Source organism: Klebsiella sp. CN_Kp066, from assembly GCF_040065135.1.
In the GTDB taxonomy this organism is placed as follows: domain Bacteria; phylum Pseudomonadota; class Gammaproteobacteria; order Enterobacterales; family Enterobacteriaceae; genus Klebsiella; species Klebsiella oxytoca.
In genome coordinates, this window is the sequence record NZ_JBEAIU010000056.1 from 277,263 (window position 1) to 303,343 (window position 26,081).

The following is a 26,081-nucleotide window of genomic DNA, read 5'->3' on the forward strand; positions in this document are numbered from 1 at the left end:
GGCCTCCGCTGACTGTCCGCTTGCCCGCAGCCCGTTCATTGCTTATTGTCGAATAAAGCTGGATAATAATTCGGCAATACTTCACGGATGGCACCAGATAATCGCCGGAAGCGGGCAGTGGCGGAGGTAGTAGACAGTGTTAACTCGTGATTTCTTACTGAATGCAGATTGTAAAACGGCGTTTGGCGCTATTGAGGAATCGCTTCTCTGGTCGGCAGAACAACGGGCCGCCTCTTTGGCGGCGACCCTGGCCTGTCGTCCGGATGACGGCTCGGTGTGGATCTTTGGTTACGGTTCGCTAATGTGGAACCCGGCGCTGGAATATCGCGAATCCTGTACCGGTACGCTACCGGGCTGGCACCGCGCGTTCTGTTTGCGGCTCACCGCCGGGCGCGGTAGCGCCATGCAGCCGGGCCGCATGCTGGCGCTGAAAGAAGGTGGGCGCACGACCGGCGTCGCCTACCGCCTGCCCGATGAATCGCTGGAAGAAGAGCTGACGCTGCTGTGGAAGCGGGAGATGATCACCGGCTGCTACCTGCCGACCTGGTGTAAGCTGGAGCTTGACGATGGTCGCACCGTCAATGCGCTGGTCTTTATTATGGACCCGCGACATCCGCTGTTTGAGGCGGACACCAGCGCGCAGGTGATTGCGCCGCTGATAGCGCGCGCCAGCGGGCCGCTTGGCACCAACGCTCAGTATCTGTTCGCGCTCGATCAGGAGTTGCGCAAACTCGGCATGCACGACGCTTGCCTCGACGATTTAGTCGGTAAGGTACGTCATCTGCTTGGGGAGAATAGCCAGCCGGGGCTGGCGTAAGAATGAATCGCCCGGGGAGACCCGGGCGTTTGCTATCAGGCGGGAACGTAGCTGATAGAGTGTTCCAGCGACTGGCTGTGGCTGTCGATGAGAACGTTCCAGGTGCCGCTGTAAGGCACGGTCAGATACGCGCTATCTCTGTCCTGTACGCTCAGAACATCAGCGTGACTATCGCCAGGCACTTTGGCACTCATCAGGTGAATATGGCAGCGTTCAGAACAACGCACCACCAATGTGTCACCGCCAAACAACGTCAAACTTGCTTTTACCATTGCCATTTAATCTTAACCCCGTTTCTGTCTACAGCATCCTGCCAGCCCATTAACCCGCGTGATATTGTTCACACTTTGCTCTGTGCATAACACCAAAGGGGAGGGATGCGGATGCTGATTTTGATCAAAAAAAAGAATAAAGATTAAACAAAAATGACGTTGTGCCTGAAAGCTTTCAGCTGGCATTGTTTTCGATTAGTAAACGCCGCCAGCTTAATATTTAATCCCGTGAGCGCGGGGATTTTTAGAAGGTCAGGACTTTATCCGCCGCCAGCGTCCACTGCGCCAGCTCAACGAGGGTGCCAATCTCCACGCCATCAATCAGCGGCAGCGCGCTGATCCCCCGGCCATCGGTACAGGTTTTACACAGCTTCACCGGCACATTTTGCGCGGTGAGGATCTCCAGCATCTGCTGAATATTGTAGCCTTCCGCTGGCTTCTGCCCGCGCAGGCCGGCGGTGACCGCATCGGACATTAAAAACAGTTTGAGTTCAAGGTCGGACTGCTGCTCGCGCAGGGCGATCGCCAGACGCAGGCTATTGAACAGAGATTCGCTGCCGTAGGCGGCACCGTTAGCGATAATCACAATACGTTGCATAAGGACTCCTTCTATAAGGCACGGTTATTGCTTGGCTGAAGTATAAAGCGTTAACCCGGGAGAGGGGTATGAATAATACGGCTGGCAATAGGCCTGAGGTGGTCGACTGGTTTGTGCGCGCGCGGCGACGCCAGAAACAGCAGCTACGTCAGCTGTCGCAGCTGGGGTCGCTGGCAGGAGAGATAAGTTCGCTGGTGCATATGCTGCAGTGCGAACGCGGCGCGTCGAATATCTGGCTGTGCTCGGGCGGCAGACTGTACTCGGCGGAGTGCCGGGCGGCAGCGGCGCTGGTCGATGAGCAATTCACACGTTTCAACGCCGCGCTGGAACCCGCCCGTGATGCTGCCAGCAGCGCGCTCTGCTGGCGCATTGCCTGCGCGGCGTGGTATTTGACGCAGCTTGCGGCGCTGCGCCAACGCGTGCGCGCCCGGAACATTCCTGCCGAAGAGGCGACCGGGCAGTTTAGTCGTATTATTCGCCATCTGTTGAATATTGTTCCGCAGCTCAATGACAGTATCGACGACCCGCAAATCGCTGGACGTATGGTAGCGCTCTATAGCTTTATGCAGGGAAAAGAGCTGGCCGGACAGGAACGTGCGCTGGGCGCGCTAGGCTTTGCCCGCGGGCAGTTCAGCGATGAACTGCGTCAGCAACTGGTGGACCGCATTGATGGTCAGCAGCCCTGTTTCGATAGTTTTCAGGCCTTAAGCTATCCGCCCCTCACCACTCTGTTTGCCAGCCAGTGCCTGGCCAGCCTGGAGATTGAACAGCTGCGGCGGGTTGCCTGTACCCGCCAGCCTCCAGTAGACGAGGGAGAAACGGCGCTCCGCTGGTTTTGCGCACAGACCCAGCGCCTTGAGCAGCTCCGTGGCGTGGAAGAGCGGCTGATCGTCGACCTGCTCAACGCCACCGCCGCCCTGCTGGAAGGCGAAGAGCAGAGCATGCAGTTGCCGCCCGCAAACTGGGATGAGGCTGAGGACAGTATCGCCCTGCGGCTGGACAAACAGCTGCTGCCGCTGGTACGCCAGCAGGCCCTTGAGCTTCAGCAACTCTCCTGCCAGCTTGCATCGTTAAAGGAAGCCCTTGAAGAGCGCAAACTGATTGAGAAGGCGAAAAGCGTGCTGATGACCCATCAGGGGATGCCGGAGGAACAGGCCTGGCAGACGCTGCGAAAAATGGCGATGGATAAGAACCAGCGGATGGTGGAGATAGCCCGTGCGCTGCTAACGGTAAAATCACTCTGGCAGACAACCCCAAAGGAGTAGTTGCACGATTAGCGAGCATTTATTGCCAGCCGACGGTGCAGCGTTTTGCGTATAGCAAGGCCGCTGGCTAAGCAAAAGCGCACAATATGGCCTTCTGCAAATCTGGCATCTGCTTTGCATTAGAAAAAATGAGTGAATAAGGTTTTGGGCAGCGGGCCAATGGCGGTGCGTATGTCCATGGATAAAGGCGTCCTGCGGTGCGTAAGCACCGCCGGGCGCTTTTTTTTGCGCGTTTCTGGAGCAGATATGGGCGATACGTTTTCAATTTCACGACGGCGTTTATTACAGACGGGGGCGGCGCTAGGCGGCGCGATGCTGCTGCCCGGCATGATGCAGGCGGCATGGGCGGCGGGGACGGATAAGCCGGAACAGACCACCGTGCGGGTGGGTTTTATTCCGCTGACCGACTGTGCCCCCTTAGCCATCGCTTCCCTAAAGGGATTCGATAAAAAGTACGGCATCACCCTCGTCCCGAGCAAGGAGGCCAGCTGGGCGGCAGTGCGCGACAAGCTGGTTGCCGGAGAGCTGGACGCCGCGCACATTCTGTACGGCATGCTCTACGGCCTTGAGCTGGGGATCGCCAGTAAACCCCAGGCGATGGCCAATCTGATGACTCTTAACCGCAACGGGCAGGCGATTACGCTCTCCAGCGAGCTGCAGGAGAAGGGCGTCACCGACCTGGGCGGACTGAAAAAACGGATCGACCAGCAGGCGCCGGGCAGCTACACCTTCGCCCATACCTTTCCAACCGGCACCCACGCGATGTGGCTCTATTACTGGCTGGCGAGCGGTGGAATTAACCCTTTCGACGATATCCGCACCGTCGTTGTGCCGCCGCCGCAGATGGTGATGAACATGCGTATCGGCAATATGAGCGGTTTTTGTGTCGGCGAACCGTGGAACGCGCGCGCCATTAACGATCGCATCGGCTTCACCGTCGCCACTTCTCAGGATATCTGGCCGGAACATCCGGAAAAAATTCTCGGCACCCGCAGCGAATGGGTTGAGCGTAACCCGAATACGGCTCGGGCGTTGGTGGCGGCGCTGATGGAGGCCCAACGCTGGATTGATGCTTCCGTGGAGAATACTCGCGAAACGGCGCGGATACTCGCCAGACGCGCGTGGCTGAACACGAAAGAGCAGTACCTCACCGGGCGCATGCTCGGCGCATACGACAATGGTATCGGTCGCCGCTGGCAGGATGCGCACCCGATGCGCTTCTACGAACAGGGGGAGGTGAGCTTTCCATGGCTCTCGGACGGCATGTGGTTTTTGACCCAGTTCCGCCGCTGGGGATTGTTGAAGGCGTCGCCGGATTATCAGGCGGTGGCGCAGCGCATTAATCGCATTGACGTCTGGAAAGAGGCGGCGCTGGCTGTCGGCGGGATCGGCGCGCCGAAGCAGCCGATGCGCAGCAGCACATTGCTCGACGGCAAGGTCTGGAATGGGGCCGACCCGGAAGGCTATGCCAGCAGTTTCGCGATTCAACGTAAAGGGGCATGAGATGAAACACGCATATAAAACTCAACCGCAGGCCAGCGCTGGAAAGGCGCCCGGCGAAGTGATCACCCTGCCGCCGCTGCAGGTTCGCAAAACCACGCCTCCGTTCAGCCGCTGGCTGCGCGATGCTACCCAACGTCTGCTGCCGCCGCTGCTCGGGCTGGGATTGCTGCTGTTGGGCTGGCAGCTGGCAGCAATAAACAGCAAAGGTTTCCCGACGCCGCTCAGCACGCTGGATTCCGCGTTGACCCTTTTTGCCGATCCGTTTTATCAGGACGGGCCGAACGATATGGGGATCGGCTGGAACGTGCTGGCGTCGCTGCAGCGCGTGGCGGTGGGGTTTGGCCTTGCCGCGCTGGCGGGCATTCCTCTGGGCTTTCTGATCGGTCGTTCGCCATTCTTCGCCCGGATGTTTAACCCGTTGATTGCGCTGCTGCGCCCGGTCAGCCCGCTGGCCTGGCTGCCTATTGGCCTGCTGCTGTTCCAGAAGGCGGAACCGGCCTCGAGCTGGACCATTTTTATCTGCTCGATCTGGCCGATGGTTATTAACACCGCCGAGGGCGTGCGGCGTATTCCTGAGGACTACCTCAACGTGGCCCGCGTGCTGCAGCTTTCCGAGTGGACGGTGATGCGCAAGATCCTCTTTCCGGCGGTCTTACCCGCGGTGCTGACCGGGGTTCGTCTCTCGATTGGTATCGCCTGGCTGGTGATCGTCGCCGCCGAAATGCTCACCGGCGGCTTAGGGATCGGCTTCTGGATCTGGAACGAGTGGAACAACCTCAACGTTGAAAACATCATCATTGCCATCGTCATTATCGGCGTGGTCGGGTTGCTGCTGGAACAGGGGCTGATGCTGCTCGCCCGTCGTTTTAGCTGGCAGGATAAATAAGGAGTCGCAGATGAAACCACTCATTCAGGTCCAGGGCGTCAGCCAGCGTTTCAATACCACCAGCGGCGAATTCCTCGCACTGCAGAATGTCTCATTCGATATTTACGAGGGGGAGACCATCGGCCTGATTGGTCACTCAGGGTGCGGTAAGTCAACTCTGCTGAATCTGATTGCCGGGATTACCTTGCCGACGGAGGGCGGCCTGCTGTGTGATAACCGTGAAATCGCCGGGCCGGGCCCGGAACGCGCGGTGGTGTTTCAGAACCACTCTCTGCTGCCGTGGCTGACCTGCTTCGATAACGTTGCGCTGGCGGTGGATCAGGTCTTCCGCCGCAGCATGAGCAAAGGCGAGCGCAAAGAGTGGATTGAGCACAACCTCGAACGGGTCCAGATGGGGCACGCCCTGCACAAGCGCCCGGGAGAAATATCCGGCGGTATGAAGCAGCGCGTTGGCATTGCCCGGGCGCTGGCGATGAAGCCGAAAGTGCTGCTGCTGGATGAACCCTTTGGCGCCCTTGATGCCCTGACGCGGGCGCATTTACAGGACGCGGTGATGCAGATTCAGCAGTCGCTGAATACTACCATCGTGATGATTACCCATGATGTTGATGAAGCGGTGCTGCTTTCCGACCGGGTGCTGATGATGACCAATGGTCCGGCGGCGACGGTCGGGGAGATCCTCGATGTTAACCTGCCGCGCCCGCGCAATCGCGTGCAGCTGGCGGACGATAGCCGTTATCACCATCTGCGTCAGCAGATCCTGCACTTCCTCTATGAAAAACAGCCGAAAGCGGCATAGGGGGCGGCGATGACGCGGCAACTGGTGATTATTGGTAACGGTATGGCGGCCACGCGCCTGGCGCAGGCATTGGTAGAACGGGATGCGCAGCGGTTTAGCATCACCATTATCGGCGATGAACCCGGCCAGGCCTATAACCGCATTCAGCTGTCGCCTGTGCTGGGCGCAGAGAAAACAGCAGGCGAGACGAGACTGCTGCCCGAGACGTGGTATCAACGGCATAACGTTAAGGTACGCGCCGGCGAGACGGTTACGGCGGTGGATATTCATGCCCGTACGCTGCAAACCACCGCAGGGGTAGTTAGCTGGGATGAACTGGTGTTCGCCACAGGCTCGCTACCGTTTGTGCCGCCGTTACCGAGCATTACGCAGCCGCACGTTTTTGCTTTCCGCACTCTGGCGGACGTCGAGGGCATCCTGGCCATCGACGGCCCGGCGGTGGTTATCGGCGGGGGCGTACTCGGCGTAGAGGCCGCCGCGGCGCTGCGGCGTTATGGTGACAGTGTCACTTTACTTCATCGCGGAAGCGGGCTGATGGAGCAGCAAATCGATGCTTTTGCCGGCGAGCAGCTGCAAATGCTGCTTGCCGATCGCGGGATTCGCTGCGTGATGGAGAGCCGTATCGCCGCTATTGATGCACATCAGGTGCGGCTGGAGGACGGCCGCGCGTTTGCCGCCTCGCGGGTGGTGCTGGCGACCGGCGTGCAGCCGAACAAACGGCTGGCCGAGCGCAGCGGGCTGGCCTGCGCCCGCGGAATCCTCGTTGACCGCCAGCTGGCAACCGTGCAGCCGGGCGTCAGCGCCATCGGGGAGTGCTGTGAAATCGACGGTCGGACCTGGGGGCTGGTGGCGCCATGCCTGCGCCAGGCGGAGGTGCTGGCTGCCCGCCTGTGCGCTACCCCAGGCGAAGATTTTTGCTGGCAGGATAGCGGCACTCGTCTGAAGGTCAGCGGTATCGAGTTGTTCAGCGCGGGCGAGCTGCGGGCCGCAGAACAGGATGAAAGCTGTATCAGCTGGGACCCGCTGGACCGCCACTACCGGCGCCTGCTGCTGCGCGACGGTAAGCTGCGCGGCGTACTGCTGCTGGGCGATTGCAGCAGCGCTGCGCCCCTCACCGCTCTGCTGGGGGCGGATGCCCCGGCGCCGGCAGAGTGGCTCTTCGATCCCTCTTCAACGATGCAGCCGCGCGCTGCGGGAAAAATTATGATGACAAAACCTGTTTTAGTGCTGGTCGGACACGGTATGGTCGGCCACCATTTTCTTGAGCAATGCGTCGACCGTCGCCTTCATCAACGGTATCGGATTGTGGTGTTCTGCGAGGAACGCTATGCCGCCTACGACCGGGTTCATCTGACTGAATATTTCACCGGACGCAGCGCAGAATCGCTGTCGCTGGTTGAGGGCGATTTTTTCGCTCAGCACGGTATTGAGCTGCGCCTGAGCGAATCGGTCGCCAGCATCGACCGCGAAGCGCGGGTGGTGCGCGATGCCTTCGGCCACGAAACCCACTGGGATAAGCTGGTGCTGGCGACGGGGTCTTACCCGTTTGTTCCGCCGGTGCCGGGTCATCATCTCGAGGGCTGTTTTGTTTATCGTACGCTTGACGACCTCGACCAGATTGCCGCCCGCGCCGCAACCGCCCGACGGGGTGTAGTTATCGGCGGCGGGCTGCTCGGGCTGGAAGCGGCCAACGCGCTGAAGCAGTTGGGGCTGGAAACTCACGTTGTCGAGTTTGCGCCGAACCTGATGGCGGTGCAGCTGGACAACGGCGGCGCGGCAATGCTGCGAGAAAAAATCAGTCAACTGGGCGTCGGGGTGCATACCAGCAAGGCGACGACGGAGATTGTTCGCAACGAACAGGGGCTACAGCTGAACTTTGCCGACGGTAGCTCGCTGGCGGCCGATATGCTGGTGTTCTCCGCCGGTATTCGCCCGCAGGACGGGCTGGCGCGCAGCGGCGGGCTGGAAGTGGGCGAACGCGGCGGGATTTGTATCGACAACCAGTGTCGTACCTCCGACCCGGACGTGCTGGCAATCGGCGAATGTGCCCTGTGGGAGAACAAAATTTATGGTCTGGTGGCGCCTGGCTATCAGATGGCGCGCGCCGCAGCGGCTACCCTGGCGGGCGAGGAAGGCTGCTTTAGCGGCGCGGATATGAGCACTAAGCTGAAGCTGCTGGGCGTTGATGTCGCCTCGTTCGGCGACGCCCAGGGGCGCACCCCGGGCTGTCAGAGCTATCAGTGGACCGATGGGCCGCAGCAGATCTACAAAAAAATTATAGTCAGCGCGGAGGGCAACAAACTGCTCGGCGGGGTGCTGGTCGGGGATGCCAGCGACTATGCCACGCTGCTACAGATGATGCTTAACGGTATGGCTTTACCCAATCACCCGGAAAGCCTGATCCTTCCGGCGCTGGAGGGCAGCGCGCCAAAAGCGCTCGGCGTGGCGGCGTTGCCGGACAGCGCGCAGATTTGCTCCTGTCACAACGTCAGCAAAGGCGATATCTGCCAGGCGGTGAACGGCGGCGCGGGCGATATGGCGGCGATAAAAAGCTGCACCAAAGCGGCGACCGGCTGCGGCGGCTGTAGCGCGCTGGTAAAACAGGTGATGGAGTATCAGCTTGCCGAGCAGGGCGTTGAAGTCAAAAAGGATATCTGCGAGCATTTTGCGTGGTCGCGGCAGGAGATCTATCACCTGGTACGCGTCAACCATATTCGCACCTTCGAACAGCTGATTGCCCGCTATGGACGCGGTCACGGCTGTGAGATCTGTAAACCTCTGGCGGCCTCGGTGCTGGCCTCCTGCTGGAATGAATATCTGCTGAAGCCGGCGCATTTGCCTCTTCAGGACACTAACGACCGCTACTTCGCCAATATTCAGAAAGATGGCACCTATTCGGTGGTACCGCGTATGGCGGCGGGAGAGGTGACGCCGGACGGGCTGATTGCGATCGGCCAGATCGCCAAACGCTATCAGCTGTACAGTAAAGTGACCGGCGGCCAGCGTATCGATCTGTTCGGCGCGCGCCTGGAGCAGCTCCCGGCAATCTGGCGCGAGCTGGCCGAGGCGGGATTTGAAACCGGCCACGCCTACGGCAAATCCCTGCGGACGGTGAAATCCTGCGTGGGTTCAACCTGGTGCCGCTATGGCGTCCAGGATTCCACCGGCCTGGCGGTAACCCTCGAACATCGCTATAAGGGGCTGCGCGCGCCGCACAAAATTAAAATGGCGGTCTCCGGCTGTACCCGCGAATGCGCGGAGGCCCAGGGCAAGGATATTGGCGTCATCGCTACGGAGAAGGGCTGGAATCTGTACGTTTGCGGCAACGGCGGTATGAAGCCGCGCCATGCCGACCTGTTCGCCAGCGATCTGGATGAAGCCACCCTTATCCGCAGTATCGACCGGCTGCTGATGTTCTATATTCGTACCGCCGACCGTCTGCAGCGTACCAGTACCTGGATGGATAATCTTGAGGGAGGCGTCGACTATCTGCGCGCGGTTATCCTCGAAGACAGCCTTGGCATCGGCGAAGAGCTGGAGCAGGAGATGGCGCGGGTGGTCGAGAGCTACCAGTGCGAATGGCAAACCACCCTTAACGATCCGCAGCGGCTGGCGCTGTTCCGCTCCTACGTGAACAGCGATGAGCCGGACGAAGCGGTGCAGCGGCAAACCCTGCGCGGCCAGCCGCAGCTGGCCCCGTTCGCGGCGCAGGCCGAACCGGCGCTGCCGTCCCGCCCGTGGCAGGCCATTTGCGATCTCGACGCCATCCCGCAGCAGGCGGGGATTGGCGCGCGGCTCGGCGAGCGGCAGATTGCGCTGTTCCGCTTTGGCGATCAGGTATATGCCCTCGATAATCTTGAACCGGGCAGCGAGGCCAACGTTCTTTCGCGCGGCCTGCTGGGCGATGCGGGCGGTGAACCGATCGTGATTTCGCCTCTGTATAAGCAGCGTATTCGCCTGCGCGATGGCCGCCAGTGCGACGACGGCGAAATGGCGGTACGCGCATGGCCGGTAAAAGTGGAGAACGGTAAAGTATGGGTTGGCAACCAGCAGCTGCTGGCGCGCGCGGAGGCCTCGTGATGAATGAAACCAGGACCACTTGCCCCTATTGCGGGGTCGGCTGCGGCATTATCGCCAGCCTGAATGCCGACGGCCAGGTTACCGTACGCGGGGATGAACAACATCCGGCAAACTTTGGCCGCCTGTGCGTGAAGGGGGCGGCGCTGGGCGAAACCGTCGGGCTGACGGGAAGATTGCTCTTCCCGGAAGTCGATGGCGGTCGCGCGACCTGGGCCCAGGCGCTGGCAGCGGCGGGTTCGCGTCTGCGGGAGATTATCGACGAGCACGGGCCGCAAGCGGTGGCGTTTTATGCCTCCGGCCAGCTGCTGACCGAGGATTACTACGTGGCCAATAAGCTGATGAAGGGGTTTATCGGCGCGGCAAATATCGATACTAATTCGCGGCTGTGCATGTCTTCAGCGGTCACCGGCTATAAACGGGCGCTGGGCGCTGATGTGGTGCCGTGCAGCTATGAGGACGTGGAAAACAGCGATCTGGTGGTGCTGGTCGGGTCGAACGCCGCCTGGGCGCATCCGGTACTCTATCAGCGGCTGGCGCAGGCGAAGCGCGACAATCCGCAGATGCGGGTGGTGGTCATTGATCCGCGTCGGACCGCCACCTGCGATATTGCGGACCGGCATCTGGCGCTGGCTCCCGGCAGCGACGGCGGGCTATTTGTCGGCCTGTTGAACGCCATTGCCGCCCGCGACGACATCTGCGGCGATTTTAGCGATGCGCCGCAGGCGCTGGCCATCGCGCAGGACTGGGATATCAACCACGTCGCGCAGTTCTGCGGCCTGCCGCGACAGCAGATCGCCGATTTCTACAGCGAGTTTATCGCCGCTCCCCGCGCCATCACGCTCTATACCATGGGGATTAACCAGTCCGCCAGCGGCAGCGATAAATGTAACGCTATCATTAACGTTCACCTGGCGAGCGGTAAATATGGGCGTCCGGGCTGCGGGCCTTTTTCGCTGACCGGACAACCTAACGCCATGGGCGGGCGCGAGGTGGGCGGACTGGCGACCATGCTCGCGTCGCATATGAACTTTGAAACCGACGATTTACGGCGTCTGGCGCGCTTCTGGGGGACCGAACGTCTGGCGCAAACGCCGGGGCTGGCGGCGGTGGATCTGTTCGCCGCCATTGGCCGCGGCGAGGTGAAAGCGGTGTGGATTATGGGCACCAACCCGGTAGTGTCGCTGCCGGACAGCCATGCGGTAAGCAAAGCGCTGGCGGCCTGTCCGCTGGTCATCGTGTCCGACATCGCCGCCGCTACCGATACCGGACGCTTTGCCCATATCCGCTTTCCCGCGCTGGCGTGGGGAGAGAAGAGCGGCACGGTAACCAACTCCGAACGAAGGATCTCACGCCAGCGCGCTTTCATGGCGCCACCGGGGGAGGCCAGAGCCGACTGGTGGATCGTCGCCCGCGTGGCCCAGGCGCTGGGCTTCGGCTCCGCTTTTGCCTGGCAGCACCCGCACGAGGTGTTCAGCGAACACGCCGCGCTTTCAGGATATGAAAATGATGGCCAGCGGGCATTTGATATCGGCGGACTGGCGGATCTCAGCCGCGAAGCGTGGGAGGCGCTGGAACCGGTGCGCTGGCCGGTGAGCCGCAGTGAAGCAGCCTGGAGTGTGCATAAGGGCTGGCATCGCGACGGTAAACTGCGGATGGTGCCGGTCGCGCCGCAACCTACCCGGGCGACCACCGATGCGTTCTATCCACTGATCCTCAACAGCGGGCGGATCCGCGATCAGTGGCACACCATGACCCGCACCGGCGCGGTGCCGCGTCTGATGCAGCATATTAACGAGCCGGTGGTGGAAGTCGCGCCAGCGGACGCGACGCGCTATCAGCTGCTGGAAGGCGAACTGGCGCGGGTGCGCTCACCGAATGGGGTGATGGTAGCAAAAGTGATTGTCAGCAATGGCCAGCGTCCCGGGTCGCTGTTTGTGCCGATGCACTGGAATGATCAGTTTGCTCGCCAGGGACGGGTGAATAACCTGCTGTCTGCAGTCACTGACCCGCACTCCGGGCAGCCGGAAAGTAAACAGGCGGCAGTGGCGATAGCTGCCTGGCTACCAGCGTGGAAAGGCGAGCTTTTTTCTCGCTTGTCGGTGCCGCTACCCGCTTCACTACACTGGCGGCGGCGGGCAGCGCAGGGAATCATTCATCTTTCGCTGGCGGGGGATATCGCCTCCCGCGAGTGGCTTATTGAGTGGTGCCAGCGAAAAGGGTGGCAACTACAGACAGCCAAAGGCGGTAGCATCTGGAACCTGCTGGCGTGGCAGGGGGAAGAGCTGATGCTCGGCTGGTGGAGCGATGTCAACGAACCGCGTGTGGATGCCGAGTGGATTAGCGCCGCGTTTCGCAGCCCTCCGCCGAATGCTACCCAGCGTCACGCATTATTGAGCGGCAGAAAGGGTAGCGATGAGGTACCGCGCGGACGCATTATCTGTAGCTGCTTTAGCGTGGGCGAACCGGCGATAGACGAAGCGATTGCCACTGGCTGCCGTACGCCCGCCGCACTGGGAGCAAAGCTCAAATGCGGCACCAACTGCGGCTCTTGTATCCCGGAACTTAAGGCGCTGCTGGCGGCGAAGCTGGCGCAGGCCTGATATTCGGTATATTCCTGGAATCGTGCGGGAGGCTGCCAGGGCGGGTAAAAAACGATAAACTTAACTTTTGCCGCCATCACTTTATGAGTAGACGTAACCGATTTGAGCTCCTTGTCGTTCCGTATAACCCCTTATTTACCGCTTCTCCTGCTGCTGACAGGCGCTCCCGCCCGCGCGCTGCAGGATACTCAGGCCTTTTCCAGAGGCCCTGAAAGCTTACCCGACCTTGGCCTGGCGCCGCAGGTCGATGACGACGCAAAACATTTTGCCGAGATGGCGAAAAAATTTGGCGAAGCCAGCATGAGCGATAATGGGCTGACAACCGGCGAACAGGCGCGTGTATTTGCTATGAGCCGGCTGGGCAACGAAGTCAGCCACCAGTTGGAAAGCTGGCTTTCGCCGTGGGGCAACGCCAACGTCGATTTGCTGGTCGATAAAGAGGGCAATTTTACCGGCAGCAAGGGGAGCTGGTTTGTTCCTCTTCAGGATAACGGCGACTATCTCACCTGGAACCAGTACTCGGTCACCCAGCGGGATAACGGTCTGGTCGGCAACGTCGGCCTCGGCCAGCGCTGGCGGATGGGCTCCTGGCTGCTGGGCTACAACTCCTTCTACGATAAAGTGCTCGATGAGCGCATGGCGCGCGGCAGCGTCGGGGCCGAAGCCTGGGGTGAATCGCTGCGCCTGTCGGCTAACTACTACCAGCCGCTCGGCGGCTGGCAGCAGGGGAGTAGCCTGACTCAGCAGCAGCGTATGGCGAGCGGCTACGATGTGACCGCTCAGGCGCGGCTGCCGTTTTATCAGCACATTAATACCAGCGTGAGCGTGGAGCAGTACTTCGGCGATAGCGTTGACCTGTTCCATTCGGGCACCGGCTATCACAATCCGGTCGCGGTGTCGGTGGGGCTGAATTACACCCCCGTTCCGCTGGTCACGGTGACCGCCAAACATAAGCAGGGCGAGAGCGGCGTCAGCCAAAACGATATTGGGTTAAAGCTGAACTATCGTTTTGGCGTTCCTCTGAAACAGCAGCTGGCGGCCGATGAAGTCGCCGTTAGCCGATCGCTTCGCGGCAGCCGCTACGATAGCCCGGAACGCGATAATCTGCCGGTGGTTGAATATCGCCAGCGCAAAACGCTGTCGGTTTATCTGGCGACGCCGCCCTGGGATCTTCAGCCCGGGGAGACGGTGCAGCTGAAACTACAGATTCGTAGCCTGCACGGAATTAAGTCGCTAAGCTGGCAGGGCGATACCCAGGCGCTGAGCCTGACCTCGCCGATAGAGGCCAACAGTACGGACGGCTGGACCGTGATTATGCCGCGCTGGAACAGCGAAGCCGGGGCAAGCAACCGCTGGCATCTTTCGCTGGTGGTGGAGGATAAAACGGGTCAGCGCGTCTCATCCAATGAGATCGCACTGGCGCTGACTGAGCCGTTGGTACGCGTACCGGCCGATGGCGTTTCGTGGCAGCATCTGCCCTAGAATACGCGCTCCTGATGGACCCAAACCGCCGCTTCCACGCGCGATTTCAGCTTCATTTTCTTCAACATATGTTTGACGTGCACTTTAACGGTACTTTCGGTGATATCCAGACGGCGGGCGATCATTTTGTTCGGCAGGCCCTGGGCAATCAGCTTGAGAATATCGCGCTCGCGCGGGGTTAGCTGGCTGATGTCGCGGTCTGAGGTAGCGCGATTAGCGCGCAGGCTGGCAGCCAGCACCGGGGTTAACGCTTCGCTGAGCACCATTTCGCCTGCCGCCGCCTGCTGTAGCGCTTTCAGCAAATCTTCCGGCTCCATATCCTTCAGCAGATAGCCGTCGGCGCCGCGTTTCAGAGCGGTCACCACGTCTTCTTCATGATTGGAGACGCTAAACACCACCACGCGGCCGGACAGCGACTTCTCGCGCAGCTTATCGAGGGTTTCCAGACCGTTCATGCCCGGCATATTGAGATCCAGCAGAATCAAATCAGGATCCAATGATTCCGCCATCGCAATACCTTGCTCGCCGTTGCTGGCTTCGCCGATAACCTGGATATCCGGGGCCATGCTGATCAGCTGTTTGACGCCGGTGCGCAGCATCGGGTGATCGTCGATGAGAAGGATGGTTGCCCGTTCCTGTTGACTCATGGAGTTCTCCTTATTGGATTGAAAACGATTTTTCAGGGATAAAAGTGACCACCACTTCGGTACCGCCGGTTTCCCGGCGCCGAACCTGGCAGTCCCCGCGCAGGCTCTGAGCGCGATCGCGCATAATAATCAGGCCGTAGTGGTTGCTGCGCTCCGCATGGTCCGGTACGCCGCGACCGTTATCGGCCACCGTCAGACGGACCTGATTGTCCCGCAACGCCACGGTAACGCTGACATCGGTGGCATTGGCGTGCTTCAGCGCGTTGCTGAGCGCTTCCCGGGCGATTTGCAGCAGATGGATGGCCTGATGCGACGGCACAAAACGCGGCGGCAGCTGATAGTCCAGGCGTACCGTAAAACCGAAGTGGGCGCTGTATTCCTGGCAGCTGGCCTCCAGCGCCGGACGTAGTCCCGGCTCGGTGAGCTGTAGCCGGAAGGTCGTCAGCAGTTCGCGCAGCTGAGCCCAGGAGGTATTCAGTTCATTACGGATTTGCCCCAGCAGCTGGCGGCTCGCTTCCGGCAGGTCATCGCCCTGCATTTGCAGGCAGCTAACCTGCATTTTCATACAGGAGAGCGACTGGGCGATGGAGTCGTGGAGCTCACGGGCGATAGTGGCGCGCTCCTCCATGACGATTAGCTGCTGCTGGCGCTCCTGATGACGATCGAGAGCGAGGGTGCCGGTAAGTTGTTCCACCAGCGTGTCAACCAGCTGCTGCTGATCGTGGCTCAGATGACGCCCGGCGGGCAGGGTGGCCAGTAAAATACCGTACTGATTATGGGCATCCGACAGCCGCCATTTTAAAGTGGTGCCGGTATCAGGCAGCGGCGGCAGGTCGCGGGGACAGAGATAACAGCCCCTGTCGTCGCACTGAATATCGGAGTGGCAGGAAAACTCCTGATGGTTGTCTTCGTCTTCAAGGTCGTAGACGCGAACTTCAATATCGCGCAGCAGGGTCAGCCCCTGTAAACCGTTAAGAACGGGCGAAATGCGTTCACAGAGCGGCGCGTTAGAGTGCAGGCGGCGGTTGGCCTGCCACAGAAAGGCGAGGATCTCGTTTTTTTGCTCCAGGCCGGCGGTTTTTTCCTGCACCCGGCGTTCAAGCACCGAATAGCTCTCCGCCAGCTCCTTGGACATGTTGTTCAGCGCCATGCCGAGCGTCGCCATCTCGTTGCGCCCGTTAATCTGCGCCCGCTGGGTGAAATCACGTCGGCTCACCGCTCGGGCCATACCGAGCAGCTGTTTCCACGGACGTAACAGGCGGGCGCGCAGCCAGACGATGGTAAATACCAGCAGCAGCGCCATCCCTACGGCCATGATGCGCTGGATCCAGACAACGTGTTTAATCCGCTCCTCGGTGGTGTGATCGAAAGCGGTAACCAGCTGGTCAATGCGGTCGACAAAGCCGGCGACATCCGTCGCGACCGAGGCCTGATTTTGCGCTTTGCGCATTCCCGGCGCCAGCTCCAGCTGCCAGTAGTGCTGCAGCGCCTGGAGCTGCCGCTGCTGATCGTCATGGCGAGCGGCGTACTGCAGTTCCGGGCTAAAGACGGTTGCCGTCATTTCATCCAGCAGCTTTTGATCGCTGTCGGTGAGCGGTATCGCCGCCAGCAGGCGATAGCTCTGCATGCGCAGCGAACCGGCTTTATTGATGGCATGCGCGCTGCCCTGAACGCCATGCACCAGGCGGGAAGAGATCGCCATTCCGGCGACGCCGATGATCGTGGCCAACAGAACGATCAGCGCGAGTTGATTAACCAGCGTCAGCGGCGTAAAAAGTCGTTTCAACATGGGATATGGGGCTCCTGACCGGCAAATTATCCGGGAGTGGCGCTTATTCTCGGACATCCCCTGGAGTATACCCATACCCCCAAAGGATTACCCCTTAATTGTCAGCCTACGATGGGCTGGTGGCAGGCGTTGAGGTAATCCCGGCACTGGCGTGAAAAACCACACTTTTTTGCGCAGAAATAGCTACTCACTTCGGGTGATGAATTTTTTTTAGCCAAATTAGCGCCAACTTTTCCTTTGATTTATATCAACTTACCGCCGCCTGTAACCCATAAGGTAGCCAGGGTTAATATGAATCATCAGAGGTGTCTATGAGTCACTCTTCAATCCCGGAGAAGACTAACAGCTCAGTCATTAGCGACTGGCGTCCTGAAGATCCTGAATTCTGGCAGCAGCGCGGTCATCGCGTCGCCAGCCGCAATCTGTGGATCTCCGTTCCGTGTCTTTTACTGGCATTCTGCGTCTGGATGTTGTTCAGCGCCGTTGCCGTCAACCTCAATAAAGTCGGCTTTCAGTTTACTACCGACCAGTTGTTTATGCTGACCGCGCTCCCGGCGCTGTCCGGCGCGCTGCTGCGCGTGCCTTACGCGTTTATGGTGCCGCTGTTCGGCGGTCGTCGCTGGACTGCGTTCAGTACCGGGATCATGATCGTACCCTGCGTATGGTTAGGCTTCGCGGTGCAGGATACCTCTACGCCTTTCAGCGTTTTCGTGATCATCTCTCTGCTGTGCGGCTTTGCGGGGGCGAACTTTGCTTCCAGTATGGCTAACATCAGCTTCTTCTTCCCGAAACAGAAGCAGGGCGGCGCGCTGGGTATCAACGGCGGCCTCGGTAATATGGGCGTCAGCGTGATGCAGCTGGTTGCTCCTCTGGTGGTATCCCTGTCTATTTTCGCCGTCTTTGGCGGTACCGGCAGCGAACAGCCGGATGGTTCCATGCTATATCTGGAAAACGCCGCGTGGATCTGGGTGCCGTTCCTGATTATCTTCACCCTGGCGGCGTGGTTCTTCATGAACGACCTGTCGGCATCGAAGGCGTCGCTGAGCGAGCAGCTGCCGGTACTGAAGCGCGCGCATCTGTGGATTATGGCGCTGCTCTATCTTGCCACCTTCGGCTCGTTTATCGGCTTCTCGGCGGGCTTCGCCATGCTGTCCAAGACCCAGTTCCCGGATGTGCAGATTCTGCACTATGCGTTCTTCGGGCCGTTTATCGGCGCACTGGCACGCTCGACCGGCGGGGCGATCTCCGACCGACTCGGCGGGACTCGCGTGACGCTGGTGAACTTTGTGGTCATGGCTATCTTCTGCGGCCTGCTATTCCTGACGCTGCCGACCCACGGCGAGGGCGGTAACTTTATTGCCTTCTTCGCGGTATTTATGGTGCTGTTCCTGACCGCTGGTCTGGGGAGCGCGTCTACTTTCCAGATGATCTCGGTTATCTTCCGTAAAATGACGATGGATCGCGTCAAGGCGCAGGGCGGCAGCGAAGCGCAGGCCATGCGTGAAGCGGCGACCGATACGGCGGCGGCGCTGGGCTTTATTTCAGCGATTGGCGCCATTGGCGGCTTCTTTATTCCAAAAGCGTTTGGTATCTCGCTGGATTTGACCGGCTCGCCGGCCGGAGCAATGAAGGTATTCCTGGTGTTCTATATCGCCTGCGTGGTGATTACCTGGGCAATCTACGGACGCAAGCAGAAATAATATTTTCTGGTGAGTTTCTGCAAAGGGCGCAAATATCGTTGCGCCCTTTTTTTATTTATTATTTAGTTACAACATGCTAATCGTTGAGGGTTATTTTAAAAGCAGTCCGGAGTCACAAATAAAATAGCGGCATAAGCATCTACCCCTTAATACCATGGCGAATGGCAAAACCCTGGCCTTTGCAGGTTTTTTAGATGAATTGCTATGTAAATCATATAGATATAAAATAGAAATAAATACTACTTTGGTGGTATCAGGCTTCCGGAGCGGCTTTTATAAGCCCTATCGTCTTGATCGTTATCAATTCTCTCCCTCTTTCATAGCGTTACCTTCGCTGCAAATCCAGCAATGTCGATTTATCAGAGAGCCGTCAGGCTCCACACAGGAGAAACCCGATGAGTAAATTCCTGGACCGGTTTCGCTACTTCAAACAGAAGGGTGAAACCTTTGCCGATGGGCACGGCCAGCTTCTAAAAACCAACCGGGACTGGGAGGATGGATACCGTCAACGTTGGCAGCATGACAAAATTGTGCGCTCCACCCACGGTGTCAACTGCACCGGCTCATGCAGCTGGAAGATTTATGTCAAAAATGGTCTTGTCACCTGGGAAACCCAGCAGACCGACTATCCGCGCACCCGTCCGGATATGCCAAACCACGAGCCTCGCGGCTGCCCGCGCGGCGCCAGCTACTCCTGGTATCTTTACAGCGCTAATCGCCTGAAGTACCCGCTGATGCGCAAACGCCTGATGAAAATGTGGCGTGAAGCGAAAGTACAGCACAGCGATCCGGTTGACGCATGGGCCTCGATTATTGAAGACGCTGATAAAGCGAAAAGCTTTAAGCAGGCGCGCGGCCGCGGCGGTTTCGTGCGTTCGTCCTGGCAGGAAGTGAACGAGCTGATTGCCGCCTCTAACGTCTATACCGTCAAAACCTACGGCCCGGACCGCGTAGCCGGCTTCTCGCCCATCCCGGCGATGTCGATGGTCTCCTATGCCTCCGGCGCGCGCTATCTGTCGCTGATCGGCGGGACCTGCCTGAGCTTCTACGACTGGTACTGCGACCTGCCGCCTGCATCACCGCAGACCTGGGGCGAGCAGACCGACGTACCGGAATCTGCCGACTGGTACAACTCCAGCTATATCATTGCCTGGGGATCCAACGTACCGCAGACCCGTACCCCGGATGCCCACTTCTTCACCGAAGTTCGCTATAAGGGCACTAAAACCGTTGCTATCACCCCTGACTACGCCGAAATCGCCAAGCTTTGCGATCTGTGGCTGGCGCCGAAGCAGGGTACCGATGCGGCGATGGCGCTGGCGATGGGTCACGTCATGCTGCGCGAGTTCCACCTCGACAAACCAAGCCAGTACTTTACCGATTACGTGCGCCGTTACACCGACATGCCGATGCTGGTGATGCTCGAAGAGCGCGATGGCTATTACGCCGCAGGCCGCATGCTGCGCGCAGCTGATCTGGTGGATGCATTAGGTCAGGAAACAAATCCGGAATGGAAAACCGTCGCCTTTGATGAGAAGGGCGAAATCACCGTACCGAACGGTTCTATCGGTTTCCGCTGGGGCGACAAAGGTAAATGGAATCTTGAACAGCGCGACGGTAAAACCGGCGAAGATGTCGAGCTACGCCTGAGCCTGCTGGGCGGCCACGACGATATCGCTAACGTTGGCTTCCCCTATTTTGGCGGCGAAGGTACCGAGCACTTTAATAAAGTCGAGCTGGAAAACGTGCTGCTGCACAAACTGCCGGTAAAACGCCTGCAGAAGGCCGACGGTTCTACCGTGCTGGTCACCACCGTCTACGACCTGACCATGGCGAACTATGGCCTGGATCGCGGACTCGGCGATGAAAACTGCGCCAGCAGCTATGATGACGTCAAAGCGTATACCCCGGCATGGGCGGAGAAAATCACCGGCGTTTCCCGGGCGCATATTATCCGCACCGCGCGGGAGTTTGCCGATAACGCCGATAAGACCCACGGCCGTTCGATGATCATTGTCGGCGCCGGTCTGAACCACTGGTTCCACCTCGATATGAACTATCGCGGTCTTATCAATATGCTGATCTTCTGCGGCTGCGTCGGTCAGAGCGGCGGCGGCTGGGCGCACTATGTCGGCCAGGAAAAACTGCGTCCGCAGACCGGCTGGCAGCCGCTGGCGTTTGCCCTCGACTGGCAGCGTCCGGCGCGCCATATGAACAGCACATCGTACTTCTATAACCACTCCAGCCAGTGGCGCTATGAAACCGTAACCGCGCAGGAACTGCTGTCGCCGTTAGCGGATAAATCCCGCTACAGCGGCCACCTGATTGATTTCAACGTGCGCGCCGAGCGTATGGGCTGGCTTCCGTCGGCGCCGCAGCTGGGCACCAACCCGCTGCGAATTGCGCAAGCGGCAAAAAAAGCGGGCATGACGCCGGTCGATTACACCGTCAAATCGCTGAAAGAGGGTTCCATTCGCTTTGCCGCAGAGCAGCCGGAAAACGGTAAAAACCATCCGCGCAACCTGTTTATCTGGCGTTCCAACCTGCTGGGCTCCTCCGGTAAAGGCCACGAGTACATGCTGAAGTACCTGCTGGGTACGGAAAACGGTATTCAGGGCAAAGATCTCGGCAAGCAGGGCGGCGTGAAGCCGGAAGAAGTGGAGTGGAAAGATAACGGTCTCGACGGCAAGCTGGATCTGGTGGTGACCCTCGACTTCCGTCTGTCGAGTACCTGCCTCTACTCCGACATCGTGCTGCCGACCGCTACCTGGTATGAAAAAGACGACATGAATACCTCGGATATGCATCCGTTTATTCATCCGCTGTCTGCCGCCGTCGACCCGGCCTGGGAATCGAAAAGCGACTGGGATATCTACAAAGATATCGCGAAAAAGTTCTCCGAAGTGTGCGTGGGTCATCTGGGTCAGGAAACCGACGTGGTAACGCTGCCTATCCAGCACGACTCCGCCGCCGAACTGGCGCAGCCGCTGGACGTTAAGGACTGGAAAAAAGGCGAATGCGACCTGATTCCAGGGAAAACCGCGCCGCATATTCTGACCGTCGAGCGCGATTATCCGGCGACATACGAACGCTTTACCTCTATCGGCCCGCTGATGGAGAAAATCGGCAACGGCGGTAAAGGCATCGCCTGGAATACCCAGAGCGAGATGGATCTGCTGCGCAAGCTCAACTACACCAAAGCGGACGGCCCGGCGAAAGGCCAGCCGATGCTTAACACTGCCATTGATGCGGCAGAGATGATTCTGACCCTGGCGCCGGAAACCAACGGCCACGTGGCGGTTAAAGCCTGGGCGGCGCTCAGCGAATTTACCGGTCGTGACCATACGCACCTGGCGACGAATAAAGAAGAGGAAAAAATCCGCTTCCGCGATATTCAGGCCCAGCCGCGCAAAATTATCTCCAGCCCGACCTGGTCCGGACTCGAAGATGAGCACGTTTCCTATAACGCCGGCTACACCAACGTTCACGAACTGATCCCGTGGCGCACGCTTTCCGGCCGCCAGCAGCTGTATCAGGATCACCAGTGGATGCGTGATTTTGGCGAAAGCCTGCTGGTTTATCGTCCGCCAATCGACACCCGGTCGGTGAAAACGGTGATGGGCGCGAAATCCAACGGCAACCCGGAGAAGGCATTGAACTTCCTGACGCCGCACCAGAAGTGGGGGATCCACTCCACCTACAGCGACAACCTGCTGATGCTGACGCTGTCGCGCGGCGGGCCGATTGTCTGGATGAGCGAAGCGGACGCCAAAGATCTGGGGATCGAAGATAACGACTGGATCGAAGTGTTTAACAGCAACGGCGCGCTGACCGCCCGCGCGGTGGTAAGCCAGCGCGTACCGGCCGGGATGACCATGATGTACCACGCGCAGGAACGTATCGTAAACCTGCCGGGTTCTGAGATCACCGAACAGCGCGGGGGGATTCACAACTCCGTGACTCGTATTACGCCAAAGCCGACCCATATGATCGGCGGCTATGCGCAGCTGGCCTACGGCTTTAACTACTACGGCACGGTAGGGTCTAACCGCGACGAGTTCGTGGTGGTACGTAAGATGAAGAATATTAACTGGTTAGATGGCGAAGGTAACGACCAGGTACAGGAGAGCGTAAAATGAAAATTCGTTCACAAGTCGGCATGGTGCTGAATCTCGATAAGTGCATCGGCTGTCATACCTGTTCAGTCACCTGTAAAAACGTCTGGACCAGCCGCGAGGGTATGGAGTACGCGTGGTTCAACAACGTTGAAAGTAAGCCGGGCGTTGGTTTCCCGAACGACTGGGAGAATCAGGAAAAGTGGAAGGGCGGCTGGATCCGTAAGATCAACGGCAAGCTGCAGCCGCGCATGGGCAACCGCGCGATGCTGCTGGGTAAAATCTTTGCTAACCCGCATTTGCCGGGCATCGACGACTATTACGAGCCCTTTGATTACGACTACCAGAATCTGCACAACGCGCCGGAAAGCAAACATCAGCCGATCGCTCGCCCGCGCTCGCTGATCACCGGCCAGCGGATGGATAAAATCACCAGCGGTCCGAACTGGGAAGAGATTCTGGGCGGCGAATTTGAAAAACGCGCCAAAGACCAGAACTTCGAAAACATGCAGAAGGCGATGTACGGCCAGTTCGAAAACACCTTTATGATGTATCTGCCGCGCCTGTGCGAACACTGTCTGAACCCGGCGTGCGTCGCGACCTGCCCGAGCGGCGCGATCTATAAACGTGAAGAAGACGGCATCGTGCTGATCGACCAGGACAAGTGCCGCGGCTGGCGCATGTGCATCACCGGTTGCCCGTACAAGAAAATCTATTTCAACTGGAAGAGCGGCAAATCCGAGAAGTGCATTTTCTGCTACCCGCGTATCGAATCCGGGATGCCGACCGTCTGTTCGGAAACCTGCGTGGGGCGTATTCGCTACCTCGGCGTGCTGCTGTATGACGCGGACGCGATTGAAAATGCCGCCAGCACGGAGAATGAGAAAGACCTGTATCAGCGTCAGCTGGACGTGTTCCTCAACCCGAACGACCCGAAAGTGATTGAGCAGGCGCTGAAGGACGGCGTGCCGCAGGGGGTTATCGAAGCCGCCCAGCAGTCGCCGGTGTACAAAATGGCGATGGACTGGAAGCTGGCGCTGCCGCTGCATCCGGAATATCGCACCTTGCCTATGGTCTGGTACGTGCCGCCTCTGTCGCCGATTCAGTCAGCCGCCGATGCGGGTGAACTGGGCAGCAACGGTATTCTGCCGGACGTCGAAAGCCTGCGTATCCCGGTTCAGTATCTGGCAAACCTGCTAACCGCGGGCGATACCCAGCCGGTGCTGCTGGCGCTGAAACGCATGCTGGCGATGCGCCACTTCAAACGCGCGGAGACCGTAGACGGCGTACTGGATACCCGGGCGCTGGAAGAGGTTGGCCTCACTGAAGCCCAGGCGCAGGAGATGTATCGCTATCTGGCTATCGCCAACTACGAAGACCGTTTCGTGGTGCCGAGCAGCCATCGCGAGCAGGCCCGCGATGCTTTCCCGGAGAAAAACGGTTGCGGCTTCACCTTCGGTGACGGCTGCCACGGTTCTGACAGCCAGTTTAATCTGTTCAACAGCCGCCGTATCGATGCTATCGACGTCACCAGCAAAACGGAGCCGCACCCATGATTGAACTCGTCATTGTGTCGCGCCTTCTTGAGTACCCTGACGCTGCCTTATGGCAGCATCAGCAGGAGCTGTTCGACGCTATTGCCTCTTCGGAAAAGCTCGCGCCGGAGGATGCCCATAAGCTGAGCGTTTTCCTGCGCGACCTGACCGCCCAGGATGTGCTGGACGCGCAGTCTCGCTACAGTGAGCTGTTCGATCGCGGCCGTGCGACTTCGCTGCTGCTGTTTGAGCACGTGCACGGCGAATCCCGCGATCGCGGCCAGGCGATGGTCGACCTGATGGCGCAGTATGAACGCCACGGTCTGCAGCTGGATAGCCGCGAATTGCCGGATCATCTCCCGCTGTATCTTGAGTATCTGGCGCAGCTGCCGGAGGCGGAAGCGCGCGGCGGATTGCAGGACGTTGCGCCGATTCTCGGTCTACTGAGCGCTCGCCTGCAGCAGCGCGATAGCCGCTACGCGGTACTGTTTGAGCTGCTGCTCAAGCTGGCAAACGCCCAGGTAGATAGCCAGAAAGTGGCGGAAAAAATCGCCGATGAGGCCCGCGACGATACGCCGCAGGCGCTGGACGCCGTCTGGGAAGAAGAACAGGTGAAATTCTTTGCCGATCAGGGCTGCGGCGAGTCGGAGATCTCCGCTCACCAGCGTCGTTTTGCCGGAGCCGTTGCCCCGCAATATTTGAATATCTCTAACGGAGGACAGCACTAATGCACTTCCTGAATATGTTCTTCTTTGACATCTATCCGTATATCGCCGGGACGGTATTTCTGGTCGGCAGCTGGCTACGTTACGACTATGGGCAGTACACCTGGCGTGCGGCCTCCAGCCAGATGCTGGACCGTAAAGGGATGAATCTGGCCTCGAACCTGTTCCATATCGGTATTCTGGGAATTTTTGCCGGTCATTTTCTCGGCATGCTGACGCCGCACTGGATGTACGAGTCATTCCTGCCGGTTGACGTGAAGCAGAAGATGGCGATGATCGCGGGCGGCGCCTGCGGCGTCATGACGCTGGTGGGCGGGCTACTGTTGCTGAAACGCCGTCTGCTGAGCCCCCGCGTGCGCGCCACCACCACCGGAGCGGATATTCTGATCCTCTCCCTGCTGATGGTGCAGTGCGCTCTGGGTCTGCTGACTATTCCGTTCTCCGCTCAGCATATGGACGGTAGCGAAATGATGAAGCTGGTGGGCTGGGCGCAGTCGGTGGTGACCTTCCACGGCGGGGCTTCGCAGCATCTGGACGGCGTGGCGTTTATTTTCCGCGTGCACCTGGTGCTGGGGATGACGCTGTTTGTGCTGTTCCCGTTCTCCCGTCTGGTGCATATCTGGAGCGCGCCGGTCGAGTACTTGACGCGCAAATACCAGATTGTTCGCGCCCGTCGCTGATTCTATTTCGTGTAAAGCTCAACCCTGCTGCGGCAGGGTTTTTCATTGGTGCGGTCTGCTCCCGGCGTAGCGCTGCCGGGGCAAATATGGCAGAAATACAGAATCAGTTCTGGAGCAATAAAAGAGCTAACTAAGACGGTTTTGATTATTTGATTTTGCTGAGGTACTGCAGGGAAGTGATGGTGGTGGGGAAGGATTATTCGTCGCTTCGCTCCTCACCCTTCGGGCCGTTGCCTGCGGCAACGTTGTCTCGCTTTCGCTCGACTCGAACCTTGGTCGAAGCTTCTCATCCTTCCCTGCATCGGGAGAATATATGGCAATGTGCTTTGAGCCGGTAGCGGTGTAACAGAGAAGTGATGGTGGTGGGGGAAGGATTATTCGTCGCTTCGCTCCTCACCCTTCGGGCCGTTGCCTGCGGCAACGTTGTCTCGCTGACGCTCGACTCGAACCTTAATCGAAGCTTCTCATCCTTCCCTGCATCGGGAGAATATATGGCAATGTGCTTTGAGCAGGTAGCGGTGTAACAGAGAAGTGATGGTGGTGGGGGAAGGATTCGAACCTTCGAAGTCGATGACGGCAGATTTACAG

General features: G+C 59.1%; 17 protein-coding genes and 2 other RNA genes. 13 read left to right on the forward strand and 6 right to left on the reverse strand.

Annotation, left to right across the window (positions count from 1 at the left end; translation table 11 throughout):
* Positions 1–136 precede the first annotated feature (136 nt).
* Positions 137–817 carry a gamma-glutamylcyclotransferase gene (locus tag ABLV75_RS24905; protein WP_004103143.1) on the forward strand — a complete coding sequence of 227 codons (681 nt, stop codon included), beginning with the start codon at positions 137–139 and terminating at the stop codon, positions 815–817.
* Positions 818–852: 35 nt separating this feature from the next.
* Here the strand turns inward: ABLV75_RS24905 and ABLV75_RS24910 are convergent, their stop codons facing one another.
* Both ABLV75_RS24910 and ABLV75_RS24915 read right to left on the reverse strand, forming a co-directional pair.
* The gene (locus tag ABLV75_RS24910; RefSeq protein ID WP_004103142.1) at positions 853–1,095 is read right to left on the reverse strand and encodes a DUF1883 domain-containing protein; all 243 of its coding nucleotides are present in this window, start codon (positions 1,093–1,095) and stop codon (positions 853–855) included.
* Between the two features lie 238 nt (positions 1,096–1,333).
* Complete coding sequence (locus ABLV75_RS24915; RefSeq protein ID WP_004103141.1) at positions 1,334–1,687, reverse strand: DsrE/DsrF/TusD sulfur relay family protein; 354 nt, start codon at positions 1,685–1,687, stop codon at positions 1,334–1,336.
* A gap of 68 nt (positions 1,688–1,755) precedes the next feature.
* Between ABLV75_RS24915 and nasR the strand changes: the two genes are divergently transcribed.
* The 7 genes from nasR (at position 1,756) to ABLV75_RS24950 (ending at position 14,302) form a co-directional block, all read left to right on the forward strand.
* A complete protein-coding gene (gene nasR, locus ABLV75_RS24920; RefSeq protein ID WP_004103140.1) occupies positions 1,756–2,952 on the forward strand; it encodes a nitrate regulatory protein NasR in 1,197 nt (398 codons plus the stop codon).
* A gap of 246 nt (positions 2,953–3,198) precedes the next feature.
* Positions 3,199–4,455, forward strand: coding sequence for a CmpA/NrtA family ABC transporter substrate-binding protein (locus tag ABLV75_RS24925; protein WP_004103139.1), 1,257 nt, complete (start codon positions 3,199–3,201; stop codon positions 4,453–4,455).
* Between the two features lies 1 nt (position 4,456).
* A complete protein-coding gene (ntrB, locus tag ABLV75_RS24930; RefSeq protein WP_004103138.1) occupies positions 4,457–5,341 on the forward strand; it encodes a nitrate ABC transporter permease in 885 nt (294 codons plus the stop codon).
* A gap of 10 nt (positions 5,342–5,351) precedes the next feature.
* The gene (locus ABLV75_RS24935) at positions 5,352–6,140 is read left to right on the forward strand and encodes an ABC transporter ATP-binding protein (RefSeq protein ID WP_004103136.1); all 789 of its coding nucleotides are present in this window, start codon (positions 5,352–5,354) and stop codon (positions 6,138–6,140) included.
* Between the two features lie 9 nt (positions 6,141–6,149).
* Positions 6,150–10,220 carry a nitrite reductase large subunit NirB gene (nirB, locus tag ABLV75_RS24940; RefSeq protein ID WP_004103134.1) on the forward strand — a complete coding sequence of 1,357 codons (4,071 nt, stop codon included), beginning with the start codon at positions 6,150–6,152 and terminating at the stop codon, positions 10,218–10,220.
* Positions 10,220–12,820 (forward strand): nitrate reductase, encoded by a 2,601-nt coding sequence (locus ABLV75_RS24945; protein ID WP_004103132.1) that lies wholly within the window; start codon positions 10,220–10,222, stop codon positions 12,818–12,820. Before nirB ends, ABLV75_RS24945 begins: the two co-directional genes overlap by 1 nt.
* Positions 12,821–12,922: 102 nt before the next feature.
* Entirely contained in the window at positions 12,923–14,302 is a 1,380-nt protein-coding gene (locus ABLV75_RS24950) for a YchO/YchP family invasin (protein WP_004103131.1), read from the forward strand.
* Here the strand turns inward: ABLV75_RS24950 and narL are convergent.
* Positions 14,299–14,949, reverse strand: coding sequence for a two-component system response regulator NarL (narL, locus tag ABLV75_RS24955; protein ID WP_004103129.1), 651 nt, complete (start codon positions 14,947–14,949; stop codon positions 14,299–14,301). The two genes, ABLV75_RS24950 and narL, sit on opposite strands and share 4 nt — an antisense overlap.
* Positions 14,950–14,959: 10 nt before the next feature.
* Positions 14,960–16,738, reverse strand: coding sequence for a nitrate/nitrite two-component system sensor histidine kinase NarX (gene narX, locus ABLV75_RS24960; protein ID WP_004103128.1), 1,779 nt, complete (start codon positions 16,736–16,738; stop codon positions 14,960–14,962).
* 311 nt (positions 16,739–17,049) lie between these two features.
* Here narX and ABLV75_RS24965 point away from each other — a divergent pair, with 311 nt between their 5' ends.
* The 5 genes from ABLV75_RS24965 to narI all read left to right on the forward strand — a co-directional run bounded on the left by ABLV75_RS24965 (position 17,050) and on the right by narI (position 25,493).
* Entirely contained in the window at positions 17,050–18,438 is a 1,389-nt protein-coding gene (locus tag ABLV75_RS24965; RefSeq protein ID WP_004103127.1) for a NarK family nitrate/nitrite MFS transporter, read from the forward strand.
* A 395-nt stretch (positions 18,439–18,833) separates the two neighbouring features.
* Positions 18,834–22,577, forward strand: coding sequence for a nitrate reductase subunit alpha (locus ABLV75_RS24970; protein ID WP_004103126.1), 3,744 nt, complete (start codon positions 18,834–18,836; stop codon positions 22,575–22,577).
* The gene (narH, locus tag ABLV75_RS24975) at positions 22,574–24,109 is read left to right on the forward strand and encodes a nitrate reductase subunit beta (RefSeq protein ID WP_004103125.1); all 1,536 of its coding nucleotides are present in this window, start codon (positions 22,574–22,576) and stop codon (positions 24,107–24,109) included. The genes ABLV75_RS24970 and narH overlap by 4 nt, the downstream gene beginning before the upstream one ends.
* A complete protein-coding gene (gene narJ / locus ABLV75_RS24980; protein WP_004103124.1) occupies positions 24,106–24,816 on the forward strand; it encodes a nitrate reductase molybdenum cofactor assembly chaperone in 711 nt (236 codons plus the stop codon). Before narH ends, narJ begins: the two co-directional genes overlap by 4 nt.
* On the forward strand, positions 24,816–25,493 hold the full coding sequence (gene narI, locus ABLV75_RS24985) for a respiratory nitrate reductase subunit gamma (RefSeq protein WP_004103123.1): 678 nt from the start codon (positions 24,816–24,818) through the stop codon (positions 25,491–25,493). Before narJ ends, narI begins: the two co-directional genes overlap by 1 nt.
* Positions 25,494–25,673: 180 nt before the next feature.
* On the opposite strand, the gene ABLV75_RS24990 is transcribed toward narI, so the two are convergent.
* A non-coding RNA gene (locus tag ABLV75_RS24990) (RtT sRNA) lies at positions 25,674–25,804 on the reverse strand.
* A gap of 46 nt (positions 25,805–25,850) precedes the next feature.
* Positions 25,851–25,982: non-coding RNA, RtT sRNA (locus ABLV75_RS24995), on the reverse strand.
* Between the last annotated feature and the right edge of the window lie 99 nt (positions 25,983–26,081).